This is a genomic window from Streptomyces sp. NPDC088707, assembly GCF_044752725.1.
GTDB lineage: Bacteria > Actinomycetota > Actinomycetes > Streptomycetales > Streptomycetaceae > Streptomyces.
This window is the reverse complement of sequence record NZ_JBIVLV010000006.1, coordinates 168,311-185,494: the sequence shown is the minus strand read 5'-3', so window position 1 is coordinate 185,494 and position 17,184 is coordinate 168,311. Positions and strand designations below refer to the sequence as shown.

At 71.7% G+C, this 17,184-nt stretch carries 16 protein-coding genes; 8 read left to right on the top strand and 8 right to left on the bottom strand.

The genetic code is table 11. The features are described 5' to 3' along the window. Positions 1-153: 153 nt before the first annotated feature. Positions 154-1,173, bottom strand: coding sequence for an aspartate-semialdehyde dehydrogenase (locus ACIP84_RS19885; protein WP_401799028.1), 1,020 nt, complete (start codon positions 1,171-1,173; stop codon positions 154-156). A 104-nt stretch (positions 1,174-1,277) separates the two neighbouring features. Continuing rightward, positions 1,278-1,820, bottom strand: coding sequence for a CGNR zinc finger domain-containing protein (locus tag ACIP84_RS19880; RefSeq protein WP_401799026.1), 543 nt, complete (start codon positions 1,818-1,820; stop codon positions 1,278-1,280). Positions 1,821-1,955: 135 nt separating this feature from the next. Here ACIP84_RS19880 and ACIP84_RS19875 point away from each other — a divergent pair, with 135 nt between their 5' ends. The 5 genes from ACIP84_RS19875 (at position 1,956) to ACIP84_RS19855 (ending at position 6,003) form a co-directional block, all read left to right on the top strand. Beyond that, complete coding sequence (locus ACIP84_RS19875; RefSeq protein ID WP_355966480.1) at positions 1,956-2,411, top strand: VOC family protein; 456 nt, start codon at positions 1,956-1,958, stop codon at positions 2,409-2,411. Between the two features lie 37 nt (positions 2,412-2,448). After that, positions 2,449-3,348, top strand: coding sequence for a pyridoxamine 5'-phosphate oxidase family protein (locus tag ACIP84_RS19870; protein ID WP_401799024.1), 900 nt, complete (start codon positions 2,449-2,451; stop codon positions 3,346-3,348). A gap of 300 nt (positions 3,349-3,648) precedes the next feature. Continuing rightward, positions 3,649-4,245, top strand: coding sequence for an HPP family protein (locus ACIP84_RS19865; protein ID WP_401799022.1), 597 nt, complete (start codon positions 3,649-3,651; stop codon positions 4,243-4,245). Positions 4,246-4,254: 9 nt separating this feature from the next. Beyond that, complete coding sequence (locus tag ACIP84_RS19860; RefSeq protein WP_401799020.1) at positions 4,255-4,722, top strand: NUDIX hydrolase; 468 nt, start codon at positions 4,255-4,257, stop codon at positions 4,720-4,722. A gap of 135 nt (positions 4,723-4,857) precedes the next feature. Further along, positions 4,858-6,003, top strand: a complete 1,146-nt coding sequence (locus ACIP84_RS19855; protein WP_401799019.1) for a serine hydrolase domain-containing protein — start codon at positions 4,858-4,860, stop codon at positions 6,001-6,003. Positions 6,004-6,007: 4 nt separating this feature from the next. Here ACIP84_RS19855 and ACIP84_RS19850 read toward each other — a convergent pair whose 3' ends face one another. Together ACIP84_RS19850 and pepN are read right to left on the bottom strand one after the other, a co-directional pair. Then, positions 6,008-7,012: a hypothetical protein gene (locus ACIP84_RS19850; RefSeq protein WP_401799018.1), complete on the bottom strand. Its 1,005-nt coding sequence runs from the start codon at positions 7,010-7,012 to the stop codon at positions 6,008-6,010. Between the two features lie 196 nt (positions 7,013-7,208). Further along, positions 7,209-9,770, bottom strand: a complete 2,562-nt coding sequence (gene pepN / locus ACIP84_RS19845; protein WP_401799017.1) for an aminopeptidase N — start codon at positions 9,768-9,770, stop codon at positions 7,209-7,211. A 161-nt stretch (positions 9,771-9,931) separates the two neighbouring features. On the opposite strand from pepN, the gene ACIP84_RS19840 reads away from it, so the two are divergent. Further along, positions 9,932-10,567 carry a DsbA family protein gene (locus tag ACIP84_RS19840; protein WP_355966496.1) on the top strand — a complete coding sequence of 212 codons (636 nt, stop codon included), beginning with the start codon at positions 9,932-9,934 and terminating at the stop codon, positions 10,565-10,567. Positions 10,568-10,705: 138 nt separating this feature from the next. Here ACIP84_RS19840 and ACIP84_RS19835 read toward each other — a convergent pair whose 3' ends face one another. Then, complete coding sequence (locus ACIP84_RS19835; protein WP_209494873.1) at positions 10,706-11,350, bottom strand: superoxide dismutase; 645 nt, start codon at positions 11,348-11,350, stop codon at positions 10,706-10,708. Positions 11,351-11,547: 197 nt separating this feature from the next. Between ACIP84_RS19835 and ACIP84_RS19830 the strand changes: the two genes are divergently transcribed. After that, positions 11,548-11,706: a hypothetical protein gene (locus ACIP84_RS19830; protein ID WP_401799015.1), complete on the top strand. Its 159-nt coding sequence runs from the start codon at positions 11,548-11,550 to the stop codon at positions 11,704-11,706. 91 nt (positions 11,707-11,797) lie between these two features. Here the strand turns inward: ACIP84_RS19830 and ACIP84_RS19825 are convergent, their stop codons facing one another. Both ACIP84_RS19825 and ACIP84_RS19820 read right to left on the bottom strand, forming a co-directional pair. Continuing rightward, positions 11,798-13,216 (bottom strand): amino acid permease, encoded by a 1,419-nt coding sequence (locus tag ACIP84_RS19825; RefSeq protein ID WP_401799014.1) that lies wholly within the window; start codon positions 13,214-13,216, stop codon positions 11,798-11,800. A 117-nt stretch (positions 13,217-13,333) separates the two neighbouring features. Then, positions 13,334-14,707: an amino acid permease gene (locus ACIP84_RS19820; RefSeq protein ID WP_401799013.1), complete on the bottom strand. Its 1,374-nt coding sequence runs from the start codon at positions 14,705-14,707 to the stop codon at positions 13,334-13,336. 254 nt (positions 14,708-14,961) lie between these two features. Between ACIP84_RS19820 and ACIP84_RS19815 the strand changes: the two genes are divergently transcribed. After that, on the top strand, positions 14,962-15,573 hold the full coding sequence (locus ACIP84_RS19815) for a biotin transporter BioY (protein ID WP_401799011.1): 612 nt from the start codon (positions 14,962-14,964) through the stop codon (positions 15,571-15,573). A 96-nt stretch (positions 15,574-15,669) separates the two neighbouring features. On the opposite strand, the gene ACIP84_RS19810 is transcribed toward ACIP84_RS19815, so the two are convergent. Then, entirely contained in the window at positions 15,670-17,130 is a 1,461-nt protein-coding gene (locus tag ACIP84_RS19810; protein ID WP_355966511.1) for an amino acid permease, read from the bottom strand. Positions 17,131-17,184 lie beyond the last annotated feature (54 nt).

Genomic DNA, 17,184 nt, shown 5'->3' with positions numbered 1-17,184 from the left:
ACTCCTCGGTTTTGTGATGTTTGGCCCATCCTTCCACGGGGTGTGTCGGCAGCGCACGAGACATTTCCCAGGGCGAACACGGGAGTCCTCCCGGGCGAACGCGCGAGGGCGGCCACCCGTCTCCGGATGGCCGCCCTCGTGGCGCTGCGGGCGTCAGGCGCCCGTGAGCTCGGCCGCGACCAGCTCCGCGATCTGCACGGCGTTCAGCGCCGCGCCCTTGCGCAGGTTGTCGTTGGAGAGGAAGAGCGCGAGGCCGTTCTCGACGGTCTCGTCGACGCGGATGCGGCCCACGTACGAGGCGTCCTTGCCGGCCGCCTGGAGCGGGGTCGGGATCTCGGAGAGCTCGACGCCCTCGGCGTCCTCGAGCAGCTCGTAGGCGCGCTCGACGCTGATCGGGCGGTCGAAGCGGACGTTCACCTGGAGGGAGTGGCCGGAGAAGACCGGGACGCGCACGCAGGTGCCGGAGACCTTGAGGCCGGGGATCTCCAGGATCTTGCGGGACTCGTTGCGGAGCTTCTGCTCCTCGTCGGTCTCGAAGGAGCCGTCGTCGACGATCGAGCCGGCGAGCGGGACCACGTTGAACGCGATCGGGCGCTTGTAGACGGCGGGCTCGGGGAACGCGACGGCCTCGCCGTCGAACGCCAGCTGGTCGGCGGTCTCGGCCACGGCGCACGCCTGGGTGCGCAGCTCGGCGACACCGGCCACGCCCGAGCCGGAGACGGCCTGGTAGGTGGTGGCGATCAGCGCGGTGAGGCCGGCTTCCTGGTGGAGCGGCTTGAGGACCGGCATCGCGGCCATCGTGGTGCAGTTCGGGTTGGCGATGATGCCCTTGGGGCGGTCCTTGATCGCGTGCGCGTTGACCTCGGAGACCACCAGCGGGACCTCGGGGTCGCCGCGCCAGGCGGAGGAGTTGTCGATCACGACGGCGCCCTGGGAGGCGACCTTCTCGGCGAGGGCGCGGGAGGTGGCGCCGCCGGCGGAGAAGAGGACGATGTCCAGGCCGGTGTAGTCGGCGGTGGAGGCGTCCTCGACCGTGACGCCGTCCAGGACGGTGCCGGCGGAGCGGGCGGAGGCGAAGAGCCGCAGCTCGTCGAGGGGGAAGCTCCGCTCGGCCAGGATGCTGCGCATGACTGTGCCGACCTGACCGGTGGCTCCGACGATTCCGACCTTCACGGGGACTCCTCCGTACGTATGTGCAGGTTGCTGCCGGTCCATGATGCGTGTGTCCCGGGTCGCCTTGTCCAATCCATTGTCCAAGGGACGGGACGAAGGAGGGGTCAGCTCTCCTTCGCGCGGGCGTAGTGGCGGGAGGCCTTGGCGCGGTTGCCGCAGACGGCCATCGAGCACCAGCGGCGGGTGCCGTTCCGAGAGGTGTCGAAGAAGTGCAGGATGCACGCCTCGTGGGCGCAGGCCCGGATCCGGTCGGGGGCGGTGCGCAGCAGGTCGAGGTAGTCGCGGGCGGCGGTCCAGCCGGGGCCCCAGGCGGGGTCGGCGAACTCGGGCCGCTCGCCGGGGCCCTCGGCGGTGAGGGTGGCCCGGATGCGGCCGTGACCGAGGACGGCGTCGACGCGGGTGGTGGCGGCGGGGTCGCCGGGGCGGTCGGCGAGCGCGGTGAGCGCGTCCCGGGCGGTGAGGGTGTGGCGCAGGGTGGTGGCGTCGGCGGTGAACCGCTCGTCGAGCCCGTTGGCGGCGAGCCAGACGCTGAGCCCCTCGACCCCGGCGAGCAGGTCCTGCCGGACGCCCTCCTCGTTCCAGCGGGTGTTGAGCAGATCGAGGGAGACGGGCTCGCCGACGAGCGGCCGTGGGTCGATCGCGGTCATGACGGGAACCCTCCTCGATGAACTAACCCCTCAAGGGTACGTGAGCGGTTGACGTTCCTCACGCCTAACCCCTAAAGTCGAATTGAAAGGTTAGCTCCGAGGGGGGCTGGCCACCCCGCGACGGAAGGATCCGCCATGACCGCGATCGGCACGCTCACCACCCACCACGTCGGCCTCAACGTCACCGACCTGGACCGCTCGCTCACCTTCTACGGAGAGGTCCTCGGCTTCGAGACGCTCGGCGAGGGCGAGGAGGGGGACAGCCGCTTCGCCTTCCTCGGCCGGGACGGCCGCCTGGTCCTCACCCTCTGGCAGCAGGCCGGCGAGGCCTACGCGCCGGGCCGCGCGGGCCTGCACCACCTCGCCTTCGAGGCCGAGTCCCTCGACCACGTCCGCGCCGCCGAGGCCGCGCTGCTCGCCCGGGGCGCGACCTTCGCGTACGAGGGCGTCGTGGCCCACCGCGAGGGCGCGGCCTCGGGCGGCATCTTCTTCCACGACCCGGACGGCACCCGCCTGGAGATCTCGATCCCGAAGGGCGCGGACGACGCGGAAGCCCCCAGCGGAACAGCCCCGACCTGCGGCTTCTTCTAGACCCGAACCGCGGACTCTTCTAGAACCGGAGGACCCCGTGCCTGCCCACGACCACGTGACCGCCTACAACCAAGGCTCCCGGGCGGTCCAGACCCGCGTGGGCGTCCAGGACCTGGCCGCCCACATCGCCCCCTCCATCCGCCCCGGCATCCGCCCGGTCGCCGCCGCCTTCCTGGAGGCCCAGCCGATGCTGATGATCGGCGCGGCGGACCGGGGCGGCCGCGTCTGGGCGAGCCTTCTCACCGGCGCGCCCGGCTTCACCCGTGCCACCGGCCCGCACACCGTCTCCGTCGCCGGCGGCGTCCCCGCGTACGACCCGCTCGCCGGCGCGATCACCCCCGACGGGACCCCCGTCGGCACCCTCGCCCTCGACCCCCGCACCCGCCGCCGCATGCGCCTCAACGGCACCGCCCGCCCCAGCGCGCGCGGCTTCACGATCGAGGCCGAGCAGGTGTTCTCCAACTGCCCGAAATACCTCCAGAAGAGAGAGTGGTACGGCTCCGATCCCGCCGGCCCCGGGACCGGCACCGTCCGGTACGGCGAGGAGCTCACCCCCGCCCAGCTGCGCCGCGTCCGGGCGGCGGACACCTTCTTCGTGGCCAGCGTCGCGTCCGACGGGGTCGACACCAGCCATCGCGGGGGCAACCCCGGGTTCGTCCGGGTCGACGCGCCCCGGGAGCTCAGCTGGCTCGACTACCCGGGCAACGCGATGTTCCTGACCCTGGGGAACCTGGAGTCGGACGGCCGCGCGGGGCTCCTCTTCCTCGACTGGGAGACGGGCACGACGCTGCAGCTCAGCGGCCTCGCGCACACCGAGTACGGCCCCGAGGGACGTGTCACCCGCTTCCGTGTCGAGCGCACGGCCGAGACCCCGTCCGGCAGCCCGCTGCGCTGGTCGCCGCCGGAGTACTCCCCGGCCAACCCTCCCGCGGCCTGACGCCGACCGACCGCGGCCTGAGCCCGACCGACCGCGGTCTGACGCCGACCGGCCGCGGCCTGAGCCCGACCGACCGCGATCGGGCGCCGGCCGGCCTCGGCCTGAGCCCGACCGACCGCGGTCTGACGCCGACCGGCCGCGGCCTGAGCCCGACCGACCGCGATCGGGCGCCGACGCACACGGCGCCGGCGCAGCCACCCCCGTGGCTCCGCGCCGACGCCACCCCGCCACCCCGCCGCCCCGTGCCCCCGCCGCGCCCCTCCCGTACGCCCCCGCCGACCCCGCCCCGAGGACCGCTCCGTGACCACCACCCCGGCCCCCGAGGCCACCCTGCCCACCGACCTCGACCCCGGCCCCGCCCCCGCGACCGCCGCCGGAACCGCCCCCTCCGCGGTTCCGGCGGCAGCCGTCGCGCCCCGCCGACCCGGCCCGCCCCCGCGCCCCCGGCCCCGGGTCCTCCTCCTCTCCACCGCCGGAAGCGTCGCCGCGCTGCTCCTCCTGGTCGCCGTCGGGACCGTGCTCGACCAGCCCCTGCTCATCCCGCCGCTCGCCGCGAGCATGGCCCTGGTCGCCGGCGCGCCCGATCTGCCGCTGTCCCAGCCGCGCTCGGTCGTCGGCGGTCAGCTGCTCTCCGCCCTCACCGGCTTCGCCGTCCTGGCCGTGGCCGGGCCGGGTCTCTGGGGCGCCGCCGTCGCGGGCGGTCTCGCCCTGGGCGTGATGATGTCGGCCCGTACCCCGCACTCGCCCGCCGCCGCCACCGCCGTGATCGTCGCCGCCACGTCGCCTCCCTTCTGGTCGTTTCTCGGCCTTCTCGCGCCGGCCTGCCTCCTCCTCGTCGCCGTCGGTCTCGGAGCCGCCCGCGCCACGGGCCGGACGTACCCCGTGTACTGGTTCTAACCTCGGTTCATGCAGAAGGACTTGAGGGTGGCGGCCTACGCCGTGTGCGTACGGGACGGGCAGCTCCTCCTGGCCCGTTGGGTGGCGGGCGACGGCACCAAGCGCTGGACGCTGCCGGGCGGCGGCATGGACCACGGCGAGGAACCCGTGGACACCGTGGTCCGCGAGGTGGAGGAGGAGACGGGGTATCTCGCCGAGCCCACCGCCCTGCTCGGCATCGACTCCATCCGCCGCGGCCGGCTGCGCCGCCTCGGGAGACCCGGCGACTTCCACGGTCTCCGGATCATCTACGAGGCCCGGATCACCGGCGGCGCGCTGCGCGCCGAGACCGACGGTTCCACCGATCTCGCCGCCTGGCACCCGCTCGACGCCGTCCCCGAACTGGCCCGCGTCGGCCTGGTCGACATCGGCCTCGACCTGTGGCGCGAGCGGCCCCCGGTCGGCCGCTCCCGGCTCGCCGATCCGTCGATCACCTGAGGACCGACCGTACGGCCGAGGTTCGGCCGAAAACAGCTCAACCGGTGCAAGGCCGCTCAACCGTCCCGCAGGCCCCCGCGGTCCTCCCCGCCGACCGCGGTACACGCACCGCAGCAGAGCCTCAGGGGAGCCCGCATGTCAGCCGTACGCACGACCCGCACCGTCCTCGCCGCCGTCCTGGTCGCCGGACTCACCGCCACGGCACTCGCCACCCCGGCCCTGGCGGCGAGCGCGCCGGCCGAGTCCGATCACGCCGCCACCCGGGCGGCGCTCCGGGCCGCCGTCGACGCCGGTGTGCCCGGGGCCGTGGCCCAGGCCCGGGACGGCCGGGGCGACTGGACCGGCACCGCGGGCGAGCGCCGGGGGAACGACCGCTTCCGCGTCGGTTCCATCACCAAGACCTTCGTCGCCACCGTCCTCCTCCAGCTCCAGGCGGAGGGCCGGCTCGACCTCGACGACCCGGTCGAGAAGTGGCTGCCCGGAGTCGTCCGGGGCAACGGCCACGACGGCCGCAGGATCACCGTCCGTCAGCTGCTCAACCACACCAGCGGCGTCTACAGCGTCACCTCCGACCCCGGCTTCCAGGAGAAGATCTTCGGCCCCGGCTTCCTGGAGCACCGCTACGACCGCTGGACCCCGCGCCAGCTCGTCGACATCGCCATGACCCACGCGCCGGACTTCGCCCCCGGCACCGACTGGAACTACTCCAACACCAACTACGTCCTCGCCGGGATGGTCGTCGAGAAGGTCACCGGCCGCCCCTACGGCAAGGCCGTCGAGAACCGCGTCATCAAGCCGCTCAAGCTCCGCGCCACGAGCGTCCCCGGCACCGATGTGCGGATGCCGAAGCCGAGCTCCCCCGCCTGGTCCACGCTCTCCGCCGACCCGGACGCGCAGGTCCACGACGTCAGCCGGCTGAGCCCCACCATCGCCTACGCGGCCGGCGAGATGATCTCCGACTCCCACGACCTGCAGACCTTCTACCGCGCCCTGCTCAAGGGCCGGCTGCTCCCGAAGGCCGAGATGAGGGAGATGACCACCACCGTCCCGGTGTCCCCCGAACTCCCCGGCACGGGGTACGGACTCGGGCTCATGAAGCAGAAGCTCAGCTGCGGCAAGGAGATCTGGGGTCACGGCGGTGGCATCCACGGTTCCTCCTCCGAGGCCCAGGCCACCCGCGACGGCGGGCACTCCCTCGCCATGAACTTCAACGCCGACTGGACGGGCGACAGCAACAGCGTCCTGGAGGCCGAGTTCTGCGGCGTCACGCCGAAGCGCTGACCCCTCACCGCGGCAGGACGACGACATACGCGGCGGGCTGCCGGTCGGGCGCGGCCATCAGGGCCGTCCGCACCACGGTGGCCTGCTGCTCCATCGCCTCGCGCAGCTTGCGCGGGGTGAGGTGGACGACCGTGATGCCGAGCCGCTCCAGATGCTCCCGCTTGCGGGTGTATTCGGACCACAGCGCGTCCTCGTCCTGCCGCGGCGCCCGGGTGTCCAGCTCCACGGCGACGGCCTGGTCGGGCCAGTAGGCGTCCACCCCGCCCAGGTGCGGGCCGCCCGGCAGCCGCAGGTCCACGTTCCACAGCGGGTCCGGCAGGGCGAAGTCCCGCACCATCTCGTACAGCCGCTCCTCGGAGAGCGAGCGCCCCTCGGCGAGCAGCGCGTCCACCGCGTCCACCACGTGCGGCCGGGCGAGGAGCCGGGCGCAGCTCAACTCGCGTACCACCGCCCCCGGTTCGCAGTGCCCGCCGCGTACCGCCTCGGTGAGCAGCCGGCGTACGGTCTCGGCGTCCGAGAGCCCGGACACCGCGTCGGCGACGGCGCGGGCGACCGGGGCGACGGGCACGCCCGTCAGCTCCACCGGCTCCGGGGACTCGGGGGCGCGCACCACCCGCACCCAGCCGGTGGAGCGCAGCCGCCGGGTGCGGGGGACCAGGACGTCGATCCGGTCGAGGGCGGTGAGCGGGGGAGCGGCGGAGAAGCGGTGGAGGGTCAGCGCGGCGAGTCCGGTGATCATCGCGTCGGGACCCTGCGGGGGTACGGCCCCGGTCCTGCGGGCGTAGAGGAGCGCGGCGTGGAGCCGGTCCTCGCTGGTGGGCTGCCCCGGCTGGAGCAGGAAGACGCCGGGGAGGAGCTGCTGCCAGGCCCCCGGCCGGCAGCGCGCGGCGACCTCGCCGGCGGGAATGCCCTGGGCCCTCAACTGGTCGGCGGAGGCCAGGCGTTGCGCCCGGCCGGTGTGGGGGGAGAGGGGGAGGGGGCGGGGGGTGATGGGGGTGTTGTGGTTCATGCCGGGGGTCTTCCGCTCCCGAAGGCCGCCCTAACCCCTGTTACACGCTCGTCGACAATCCGGGACAACCCCGTCCTAAAGTACGCGCGTTCGAGTGCCGATGAGGGGCCCGCCCCGGCCCGCCTCCGCCCACCGGAAAGCCCGGTGGGGGCCGCGGACCGAAGTCCGCGACCCCCGCCGTCGTCGACCCGGGACGTCAGCCGGCCAGGCGGTCGCAGTCCTGCGCCCGCAGCGCCCGGGCCAGGTCGTCCCGCGACTCCAGGACCAGCCGGCGCAGGGCCGGGGCGGCCGCCTCGTGCGCCGACAGCCAGGCGTCGGTCGCGGCCAGCGTCCCCTCGTCGTCCTGGAGCCCCGGGAACAGGCCCCGGACGACGTCCATGCCGATCTGGATCGACCGCTCGGCCCACAGCCGCTCGATCACCGCGAAGTACTTCTCCGCGTAGGGGGCGATGAGTGCGCGCTGCGAGGGCTGGACGAAGCCCGCGATGGTCGCCTCGACGAGCGCGTTCGACAGGGTGTCCGACTCGACGACCTGAGCCCAGGCCTGCGCCTTGACGGCCGCCGAGGGCCGCGAGGCCAGCAGGCGGACCTGGTGGCGCTTGCCCGTCGCCGTGTCGTCCCGGGTCAGTTCCTCGCCGATCCGCGTCTCGTCCGCGCGGCCGTGCACGGCGAGCGGCGAGAGCAGCGACCAGCGCAGCTCCTGGTCGACGTCGAGCCCGTCGATCTTCGCCGTACCGTCGAGCAGCCCTTCGAGGAGCTGGAAGTCGGCCTCGGACGAGGCCGTCGCGGCGAAGAACCGCGCCCAGGTCAGCTGGTGCTCGCTGCCCGGCTCGGCCACCCGCAGCTCGCGCAGCGCGCCCTCGGCGAGCAGTCGCCCGCCCTCCTCGCGCCACGCGGGTGCCGCGTAGTGCGTGACCGCGGACTTGCCCCAGGCGTGCACCATCTGGAGGACGCCGATGTCGGTCTCGCGGCCCGCGAAGGCGAGGACGACGGAGACGAAGTCCCGGGCGGGCATCAGGGCGTCACGGGTCAGGTTCCACAGCGCCGACCAGCACAGGGCGCGGGCCAGGGGGTCGGTGATGTCGCCGAGGTGCGCGCGCAGGGTGGCGAGCGAGCCCTCGTCGAAGCGGACCTTGCAGTAGGTGAGGTCGTCGTCGTTGACGAGGACCAGGTCGGGCTTCTCCTCGCCCGCCAGGTCGGCGACGACGGTCCGGGCGCCGGTGATGTCGGCCTCGGCGCGCGCGTACCGGACGAGCTCCCCGCCGGAGAGCCGGTAGAGGCCGACGGCGGCGCGGTGGGGGCGCAGCTCGGCGCCCTCCTGGAGGACCGCGAGTTCGGTGATCCTGCCCGCGGCGTCGTAGGTGACGGCCGGCGTCAGGGTGTTCACGCCGGAGGTCTGGAGCCAGGACTTCGCCCAGGCCTTCATGTCGCGGCCCGAGGTCTCCTCCAGGATGGTGAGGAGGTCGGCGAGCCGCGTGTTCCCGTACGCGTGGCGCTTGAAGTAGCGGCGCGCGCCCTCGAGGAACGCGTCCCGGCCGGCGTACGCGACGAGCTGCTTGAGCACCGACGCGCCCTTGGCGTAGGTGATGCCGTCGAAGTTGAGCTTGGCGTCCTCCAGGTCACGGATGTCGGCCGTGATCGGGTGCGTGGACGGCAGCTGGTCGGCGCGGTACGCCCAGGCCTTGCGGTTGTTGGCGAAGGTCACCCAGCTGTTGGTGAAGCGGGTCGCCTCGGCGAGCGAGAAGGAGCCCATGAAGTCCGCGAAGGACTCCTTCAGCCACAGGTCGTCCCACCACACCATGGTGACGAGGTCGCCGAACCACATGTGCGCCATCTCGTGCAGGATGACGTTCGCCCGGCGCTCGTACGCCGCCTGCGTCACCTTGCCCCGGTAGATGTACTCCTCGCGGAAGGTCACCATGCCCGGGTTCTCCATCGCGCCGAGGTTGTACTCGGGGACGAAGGCCTGGTCGTACTTCCCGAAGGGGTACGGGTAGTCGAAGTTGTCGTGGAAGAAGTCGAAGCCCTGCTTGGTGATCAGGAAGACGTCGTCCGCGTCGAAGTGCTTGGCGAGCCCCTTGCGGCACATCGCGCCGAGCGGGATCTCCAGCTCGGTCCCGTCGGCCAGCGTCCGCTTGTAGCGGTCCGTGACGTAGTGGTACGGACCCGCCACGACACAGGTGATGTACGTGGAGACCGGCGCCGTCTCGGCGAACCGCCAAACACCCTCGGCGTCCTGCTCGCCCGCGCCGTTCGACCAGACCGTCCAGCCCTCGGGCGCGGTCACCGCGAAGCGGTGCGGGGCCTTGAGGTCGGGCTGCTCGAAGGTGGCGTACACCCGGCGGGCGTCGGCCGGCTCGTACTGCGTGTAGAGGTAGACCTCGCCGTCCTCCGGGTCGACGAAGCGGTGCATGCCCTCGCCGGTCCGGCTGTAGGCGCACTGCGCGTCCACCACGAGGACGTTCTCGTCGGCGAGCCCGTCGAGCGCGATCCGGGAGCCGTCGAAGACGACCGCGGGGTCGAGGGAGCGCCCGTTGAGGGTGACCGCGGTCACGGACGGGGCGATCAGATCCACGAACGTGCCCGTGCCCTCGCCGGTGCGACGGAAGCGGATCGTCGTCTCCGAGCGGAAGGTGCGCACGGCCTCGGCCGAGTCGCCGACCGCCGAGCGCAGGTCGAGGACGACCTCGTACCCGTCGACGGACAGCAGCGCCGCCCGCTCGTGGGCCTCGTCGCGGGACAGATTCTCACCGGGCACGGTCACTCCTTCGTGGCACGTTCGAAACAGCACCGATCTTCCCATGTGCGGCTGTCACCCAAGACACGGGAATGCCGTCGCGCGTCCGGGGGTTCCCTCCTTTCGGCGCACCACCGTCTTCTTTCCGCCTTTCTTTCCCCACGGCCGTACCGAGGAGTGACATGTCCGAGAGCAGGACCACCGCCGACTTCTACTTCGATCCGCTGTGCCCCTGGGCCTGGATGACCTCCCGCTGGATGCTGGAGGTGGAGCAGGTCCGCCCGGTCGACGTGCGGTGGAAGGTCATGAGCCTGGCCGTGCTCAACGAGAACCGTCTCGACGAGGTCCCCGCCGAGTACCGCGAGATGCTGGAGACCAAGGCCTGGGGCCCCGTCCGGGTCGTCATCGCCGCCCAGCAGCTGCACGGCGACGAGGTCGTCGGCAAGCTCTACACCGCGCTCGGCACCCGCTTCCACAACAACGGCGAGGGTCCGACCCGCGAGGCGATCGTCGGCGCCCTGACCGATGTCGGCCTGCCCGAGGACCTCGCCGACTACGCCGCCAAGGACACCTACGACGCGGAGCTGCGCGCCTCCCACACCGAGGGGATATCGAAGGTCGGCCAGGACGTCGGCACCCCGGTCATCGCGGTGCCGGGCGCGGACGGCGACGAGGTCGCCTTCTTCGGCCCCGTCGTCACCCCGACCCCGCGCGGCGAGGCGGCGGCCCGGCTCTGGGACGGCACCCTGCTCGTGGCGTCGACGCCGGGCTTCTACGAGATCAAGCGCACGCGGACGGCGGAGCCCAGCTTCAAGTAGTCCGTGAGGCCTCTTCCGAGGCATGGAAGAACCCCCGTGATTCACGTCATCACGGGGGTTCTTCTTTCATCCGCCCGCAGGTGAAGGTTGAGAAGACGATCACGAGCAGGACGACGGGGGAGCCCTCTCGGGCAGCGGTCAGAAGGAGATCAGCGGTACGGAGGCCTTGGCGGCGTGGTAGCGCTTGCTGACGTCCTGCCAGTTGACGACCTGCCACATGGCCTCGATGAAGTCCACCTTCTGGTTCTTGTACTGCAGGTAGAAGGCGTGCTCCCAGGCGTCGAAGACCAGGACCGGGACCGAGCCCTGGCCGACGTTGCCCTGGTGGTCGTAGACCTGCTCGACGATGAGCCGGCCGCTGATCGGCTCGTACGCGAGGACACCCCAGCCGGAGCCCTGGGTGGTCGCGGAGGCCTTGGTCAGCTGCGCCTTGAACTTGGCGAAGGAGCCGAAGGACTCGGTGATCGCGTCCGCGAGGTCACCGACGCCGTCGGCGGCCAGCGGCTCGCCGCCGCCCCCGTCCTTCGGGCTGTTCATGTTGTTCCAGTAGATGGAGTGGAGGATGTGGCCGGAGAGGTGGAAGGCCAGGTTCTTCTCCAGGCCGTTGATCGCGCCCCACTGGTCCTTGTCGCGAGCCTCCTCCAGCTGCTCCAGGGTGTCGTTCGCTCCCTTGACGTACGCGGCGTGGTGCTTGTCGTGGTGCAGCTCGATGATCTGCGGATTGATCACCGGCTCCAGCGCCGCGTAGTCGTACGGCAGCTCCGGAAGTGTGTAGATCGCCATTGCCGAGCCCTTCGCCTGACCTCTTATTGCAACCTATATGCAGGTGCAGGCTAACAGTAGGTGCACGTCCTTGTTGATCAGCCCTTGGTCCTAGGCCGGTCCTGGTCCTCTGGTGGGTTCGTACTGCTTCCGCGCGCTCCGCCGAACGGGTCAGCGCGCACGGGGGCCCGTCCCGCCAAGATCCATACCGTGCTCGCATGAGACTCCCCCTGAGACTTCTCGCGGCGAGGAGCCCGTCGACCTGGAGGCGATCGAGGCCGTGGAGTGCCTGCCGGGCACGGGCGACGCCCCTGCTCGGCACGGACGACGAGAACGCCGGCGGCTCCGTGCGGACGGACCCGTACCGCGGAGACTGACCCCGCTCCGGCCGCACCCTCCGGACACGGCACCGCGCCCCGCCGAGCACGAGCTGCTCGACGGGGCGCGGTGGGGCGGGAGAGGGGAGGCTCAGGACTCCTCGGTCACCGGCCCCCGCAGCTTCTGCCGCGCGAAGCCGACAGCGGCCAGCAGCAGCGTCAGGCCGCCCGTCCAGTACAGCTGCACCCGCGTGCCCTCCTCGCGGGCCATCAGGACGAAGATCGCCGCCATGCCGGCGAGCGCCACCCAGGTCAGCACCGGGAAGGCCCACATGCGCACGACCAGCTTCTCCGGCGCCTCGCGCTCGGTGCGGCGGCGCAGCACCAGCTGGGAGGCGGCGATGAAGAACCAGACGACCAGGATGATCGCGCCGATCGTGTTGAGCAGCCAGACGAAGATGTCGTCCGGGCGCCAGTAGCTGAGCAGCACGCAGGCGAAGCCGAAGACGGAGGAGACGAGCACCGCCGGGCGGGGCACCCCGCCGAAGGTGCGGCCCAGCGCCTTCGGGCCCTGGCCGCGCGAGACGAGCGAACCGGCCATGCGGGAGGCGCCGTAGATGTTGGCGTTCATCGCCGACAGCAGGGCGACGAGCACGACGACGTTCATGATCTGGCCGGCCGCCGGGATGCCCAGGTGGTCCAGGGTCGCGACGTACGGGCCCTTCTCGACGACCGCCTTGTCGCCCCACGGGACGAGGGTGACGATGACCGCCATCGATCCGATGTAGAAGAGCGCGATCCGCCACATCGCCGTACGGACCGCCTTGGCGACGCCCTGCACCGGGTGCTCCGACTCGGCCGCCGCGATGGTGACCGTCTCCAGGCCGCCGTATGCGAAGACGGAGGCGAGCAGACCCACGATCAGCCCCTCGGAGCCGTGCGGGAAGAAGCCGCCGTCGCCGGTGAGGTTCGCGGTGCCGGGGGCGTCCGTGCCGGGCAGGACGCCGACGATCGCCAGGACGCCGATGCCGAGGAAGAGGACGATCGCGCCGACCTTGAGCGCGGCGAACCAGAACTCGAACTCGCCGAAGTTCTTCACGGCCGCGAGGTTGGTGACACAGAAGACCAGCATGAAGAGGGCGACCCAGGCCCACTCGGGGCTGTCCGGGAACCAGCCGGTCATGATCTTCGCGGCGCCGATGCCCTCCAGGCCGACCGCGACGCAGAGCAGGAACCAGAAGGCCCAGCCGGCGGTGAAGCCCGCCCAGGGGCCGAGGGCCCGCTCGGCGTGCACCGAGAACGAGCCGGAGGCCGGGTTCGCCGCGGACATCTCGCCGAGCATGCGCATCACCAGCATCACGAGGATGCCGGAGATCGCGTAGGCGATCACGATCGAGGGCCCCGCGGCGGCGATACCGGCGCCGGAGCCGACGAAGAGCCCGGCGCCGATGACGCCGCCGAGGGCGATCATCGAGAGATGACGCTGCTTGAGGCCGTGGCCGAGGCCTTCCGCGGTTGCGGTCGCGCCGTCCTTGCGGTCGGCCGGCGCCGGCGCGGTGGTCCGAGACATGGGCGAGCCCTGTTCACTAGCTGAGACGGGGGAGGGAGCCCACAGTCTGTGGGCCACCACCGCTCACAGGGAACGGATGTCCGCTATACGGGCACGACCTTCACACAAGGTGAAGATCTAACCTCGCTTCGTACGCAGTTCCCTGAGCCAGGCCACGAGCAGCACCGCCCCGGTCGCCGCCCCCGACCACAGCACCTGGGGCCGGGCCGCGTCGTCCGTCAGCATGAGGACCAGCACCGCGCCCATCGCCGCGAGCGCCACCCAGGTCAGCCACGGGAAGCCCCACATCCGCAGCGTCAGCGTCTCCGGTGCCTCGCGCTCGATCCGGCGCCGCAGCCGCAGCTGCGAGACCGCGATCAGCGCCCAGACGAAGAGCAGCACCGCGCCGACGGCGTTGAGCATGTAGAGGAAGACGGAATCCGGCCACTTCAGATTCAGCAGGACGGAGACGAAGCCGAAGGCCACCGAGGCGAGCACCGCCCGGCGCGGCACCCCTCCGCCCGACACCCGGAGCAGCCCCTTCGGCGCCTCGCCGCGCTCGGCCAGCGAGAACACCATCCGCGAGGAGCCGTACAGGTTCGCGTTGAGCGCCGAGAGCAGCGCCACGAACACCACCACGTTCATGATCTGGCCCGCCGCCGGCACCCCGATCGCGTCCAGGACGGCGACGTACGGCGACTCGCCCGGCTCCATCGAGGTCCAGGGCAGCAGCGTCACGATGACCAGCATCGAGCCCACGTAGAAGAGGAGGATCCGCCAGACCGCGCTGCGCACCGCCCGGGCCACGTTCCGCGCCGGGTCGTCGGACTCGGCCGCAGCGATCGTGACGACCTCGAGACCGCCGAAGGCGAAGACGACGGCGAGGACCCCGGAGATCACTCCCGACCAGCCGTTGGGCAGGAAACCACCCTGCCCGGTCAGATTCGCCGACCCCACCGGGTCGGTGTCCGGCAGCCAGCCGACGATCGCCAGCGTGCCGAGGATCAGGAAGAGGACGATCGCGCCGACCTTGAGCGCGGCGAACCAGAACTCGAACTCGCCGAAGTTCTTCACCGCCGCGAGGTTGGCCACGGTGAACACGATCATGAAGATCAGCACCCAGCCCCACTGCGGGACCCCCGGCACCCAGCCGTTCGCGATCCGCGCCGCGCCCGTCGCCTCCACGGCGAGGACGACGACGAGCAGGAACCAGTACAGCCAGCCCACCGAGAAGCCGGCCCAGCGGCCGAGCGCGCGCTCGGCGTGCACCGAGAAGGCCCCCGACGCGGGCATCGCCGCCGACATCTCACCCAGCATCCGCATGACCAGCATCGCGAGGGCGCCGGCGATCAGATACGAGACCACGATGCCGGGTCCGGCGACGGCGATGCCCGCGCCGGAGCCGACGAAGAGCCCGGCGCCGATCACACCGCCGAGGCCCAGCATCGTCAGATGACGCTGCTTCAGACCGTGGGAGAGGGGCTCCGGTTCGGAGGCGAGGGAGTCGTGCATGTGGAGGCTCGTGCTCTCTGACGGTTTATGGAGACCCCACAGTCTCTCCAGTGAGCCACCCCTGGCGCAAAAGGGACCTCCGCGCAGGACTTCCCAGTGACAAGCGTCACGTGGCGAGAAGGGTGATCGGCACGGTTTGTTCGATCTCCACGAAGCACTCGACCGTCGCTTTGTCGGCGGCTGACGGTGATCGAGCGTTCACTCCTGGCATACCGTCAAGGCGTCCCACCCACCCTCACCCCCGCGGAGTACCGATGAGCACCGCCGCCGCCCCCGTCCGTTCCCTCCGTACGGGAACCGTCCTCGCCGACCTGCTGCCCGCCGGCGGGAGCCTGGCCGCGAGCCGCGCCCGCGACATCGCCCTGGTCGTCGGCGGCGCCGCCCTCACCGGCCTCGCCGCGCAGCTCTCCGTCCCGGTCCCCGGCTCGCCGGTCCCGGTCTCCGGCCAGACCTTCGCCGCCCTGCTCGTCGGCACGGCCCTCGGCGCCCGCCGCGGCTTCCTCGCCCTGGCCCTGTACGCGGTGGCCGGCATGGCGGGCGTGCCGTGGTTCGCGCAGGCCTCCTCGGGCTACGGCATGCCGTCGTTCGGCTACGTCCTCGGCATGCTGCTCGCCTCGACCGTCGTCGGCGCCCTCGCCCGCCGGGGCGCGGACCGCTCGGTGCTCAGGACGGCCGGCGCGATGGTCCTGGGCTCCGTGATCATCTACGCGGTCGGCGTGCCCTACCTGGCGCTCGCCACCGGCATGACCCTCGGCCAGGCCGTCGCGGCGGGCCTCACCCCGTTCCTCATCGGCGACGCACTCAAGGCGGCCCTCGCGATGGGCGTCCTGCCGACCGCGTGGAAGCTGCTCGACCGCAAGGGCTGAGCCGGCACCCCGTCCGTACGGGGCTCAGGCGCACACGAAGAGGGCCCGCCGTTCCCCGAGGAACGGCGGGCCCTCTTCGTGTGGGTGCCCCCGGCGCTAGACGCGCTCGGAGATCTCCGTGGCGGCCTCCGTCGAGGCCTTCGTGAACCGCTCCTTGACCAGCGCGATCACGATCACGAGCGCGGCCACGAGCAGCGAGAGGACGACCTGCTCGCGGGCGCTGCCGCCGTCGTAGATCATGTAGCCGAGGACGAAGACGATCATGGCGATCGTCGCCCAGGTCAGGTACGGGAAGAGCCACATCCGTACGACGAGCTTCTCCGGCGTCTCGCGCAGGATGATGCCGCGCATCCGCAGCTGGGTCACGCAGATGACCAGCCAGACGAAGAGCGCCACCGCGCCGGAGGAGTTCAGCAGGAACGCGAAGACGGTGTCCGGCCACTTGTAGTTGAAGAAGACCGCGACGAAGCCGAAGACGACCGAGCCGAGGATCGCCGCCACCGGCACGCCCCGCTTGTTGACCTTGGCGAAGGCCTTGGGCGCGTCACCGCGCCGGCCGAGCGAGAAGGCCATGCGGGAGGCGGTGTAGAGGCCCGAGTTCAGGCAGGAGAGCACGGCGGTGAGGACGATCACGTTCATGATCTGACCGGCGTGCGCGATGCCGATGGAGTCGAGGGCGGCGACGTACGAGCCCTTCTCGACGATCGACTTGTCGTTCCACGGCAGCAGGGTCAGGACGACGAAGATCGAGCCCAGGTAGAAGACGCCGATGCGCCAGATGACGCTGTTGGTGGCCTTGGTGACGGCCCGCTGCGGGTCCTCGGACTCGCCGGCGGCCAGGGTGACGATCTCGCTGCCCATGAAGGAGAAGACGACCATCAGCACACCGGTGAGGATCGCCCCCGCGCCCATCGGGAAGAAGCCCCCGCTGTCGGTGAGGTGCGCGAACCCGGCGCCCGGGTTGTCCGAGCCGGGCAGCACGCCGAAGACGGCGAGCATGCCGATGACGACGAACGCGCCGATGGCGACGACCTTGATGCCGGCGAACCAGAACTCGAACTCGCCGTACGAGGCGACGGAGCCGAGGTTGGTGGCGGTGAGCACCACCATCACGATGAGCGCCCAGCCCCACTGCGGCACGGCGGGGATCCAGCTCTCCAGGATCTTGGCGCCGGCGGTCGCCTCGACGGCGAGCACGACGACCCAGAAGAACCAGTAGAGCCAGCCGATGCTGAAGCCGGCCCAGCGGCCGAGCGCGCGGTCGGCGTAGGCGGAGAAGGAGCCGGAGGACGGCCGGGCGGCGGCCATCTCGCCGAGCATCCGCATCACGAAGACGACCATGGCGCCGACGAGAGCGTACGAGAGCAGGATCGCGGGACCGGCGGCGGCGATGCCGGAGCCGGAGCCGACGAAGAGACCGGCACCGATGACGCCGCCGATGGCGATCATCGACAGGTGGCGGTTCTTGAGACCGGCCTTGAGACCGTCGGAGGAGTGCGGTGCCCCGGGGGTACCGGTCTCCTCGCCGTCCTTCGTCAGGGTCGGTTGCGTGTTCATGAACGCTTCCTTGCGTGTGGGGGGCGCTCGGGTCGCGAGCCCGAGCATTGAACA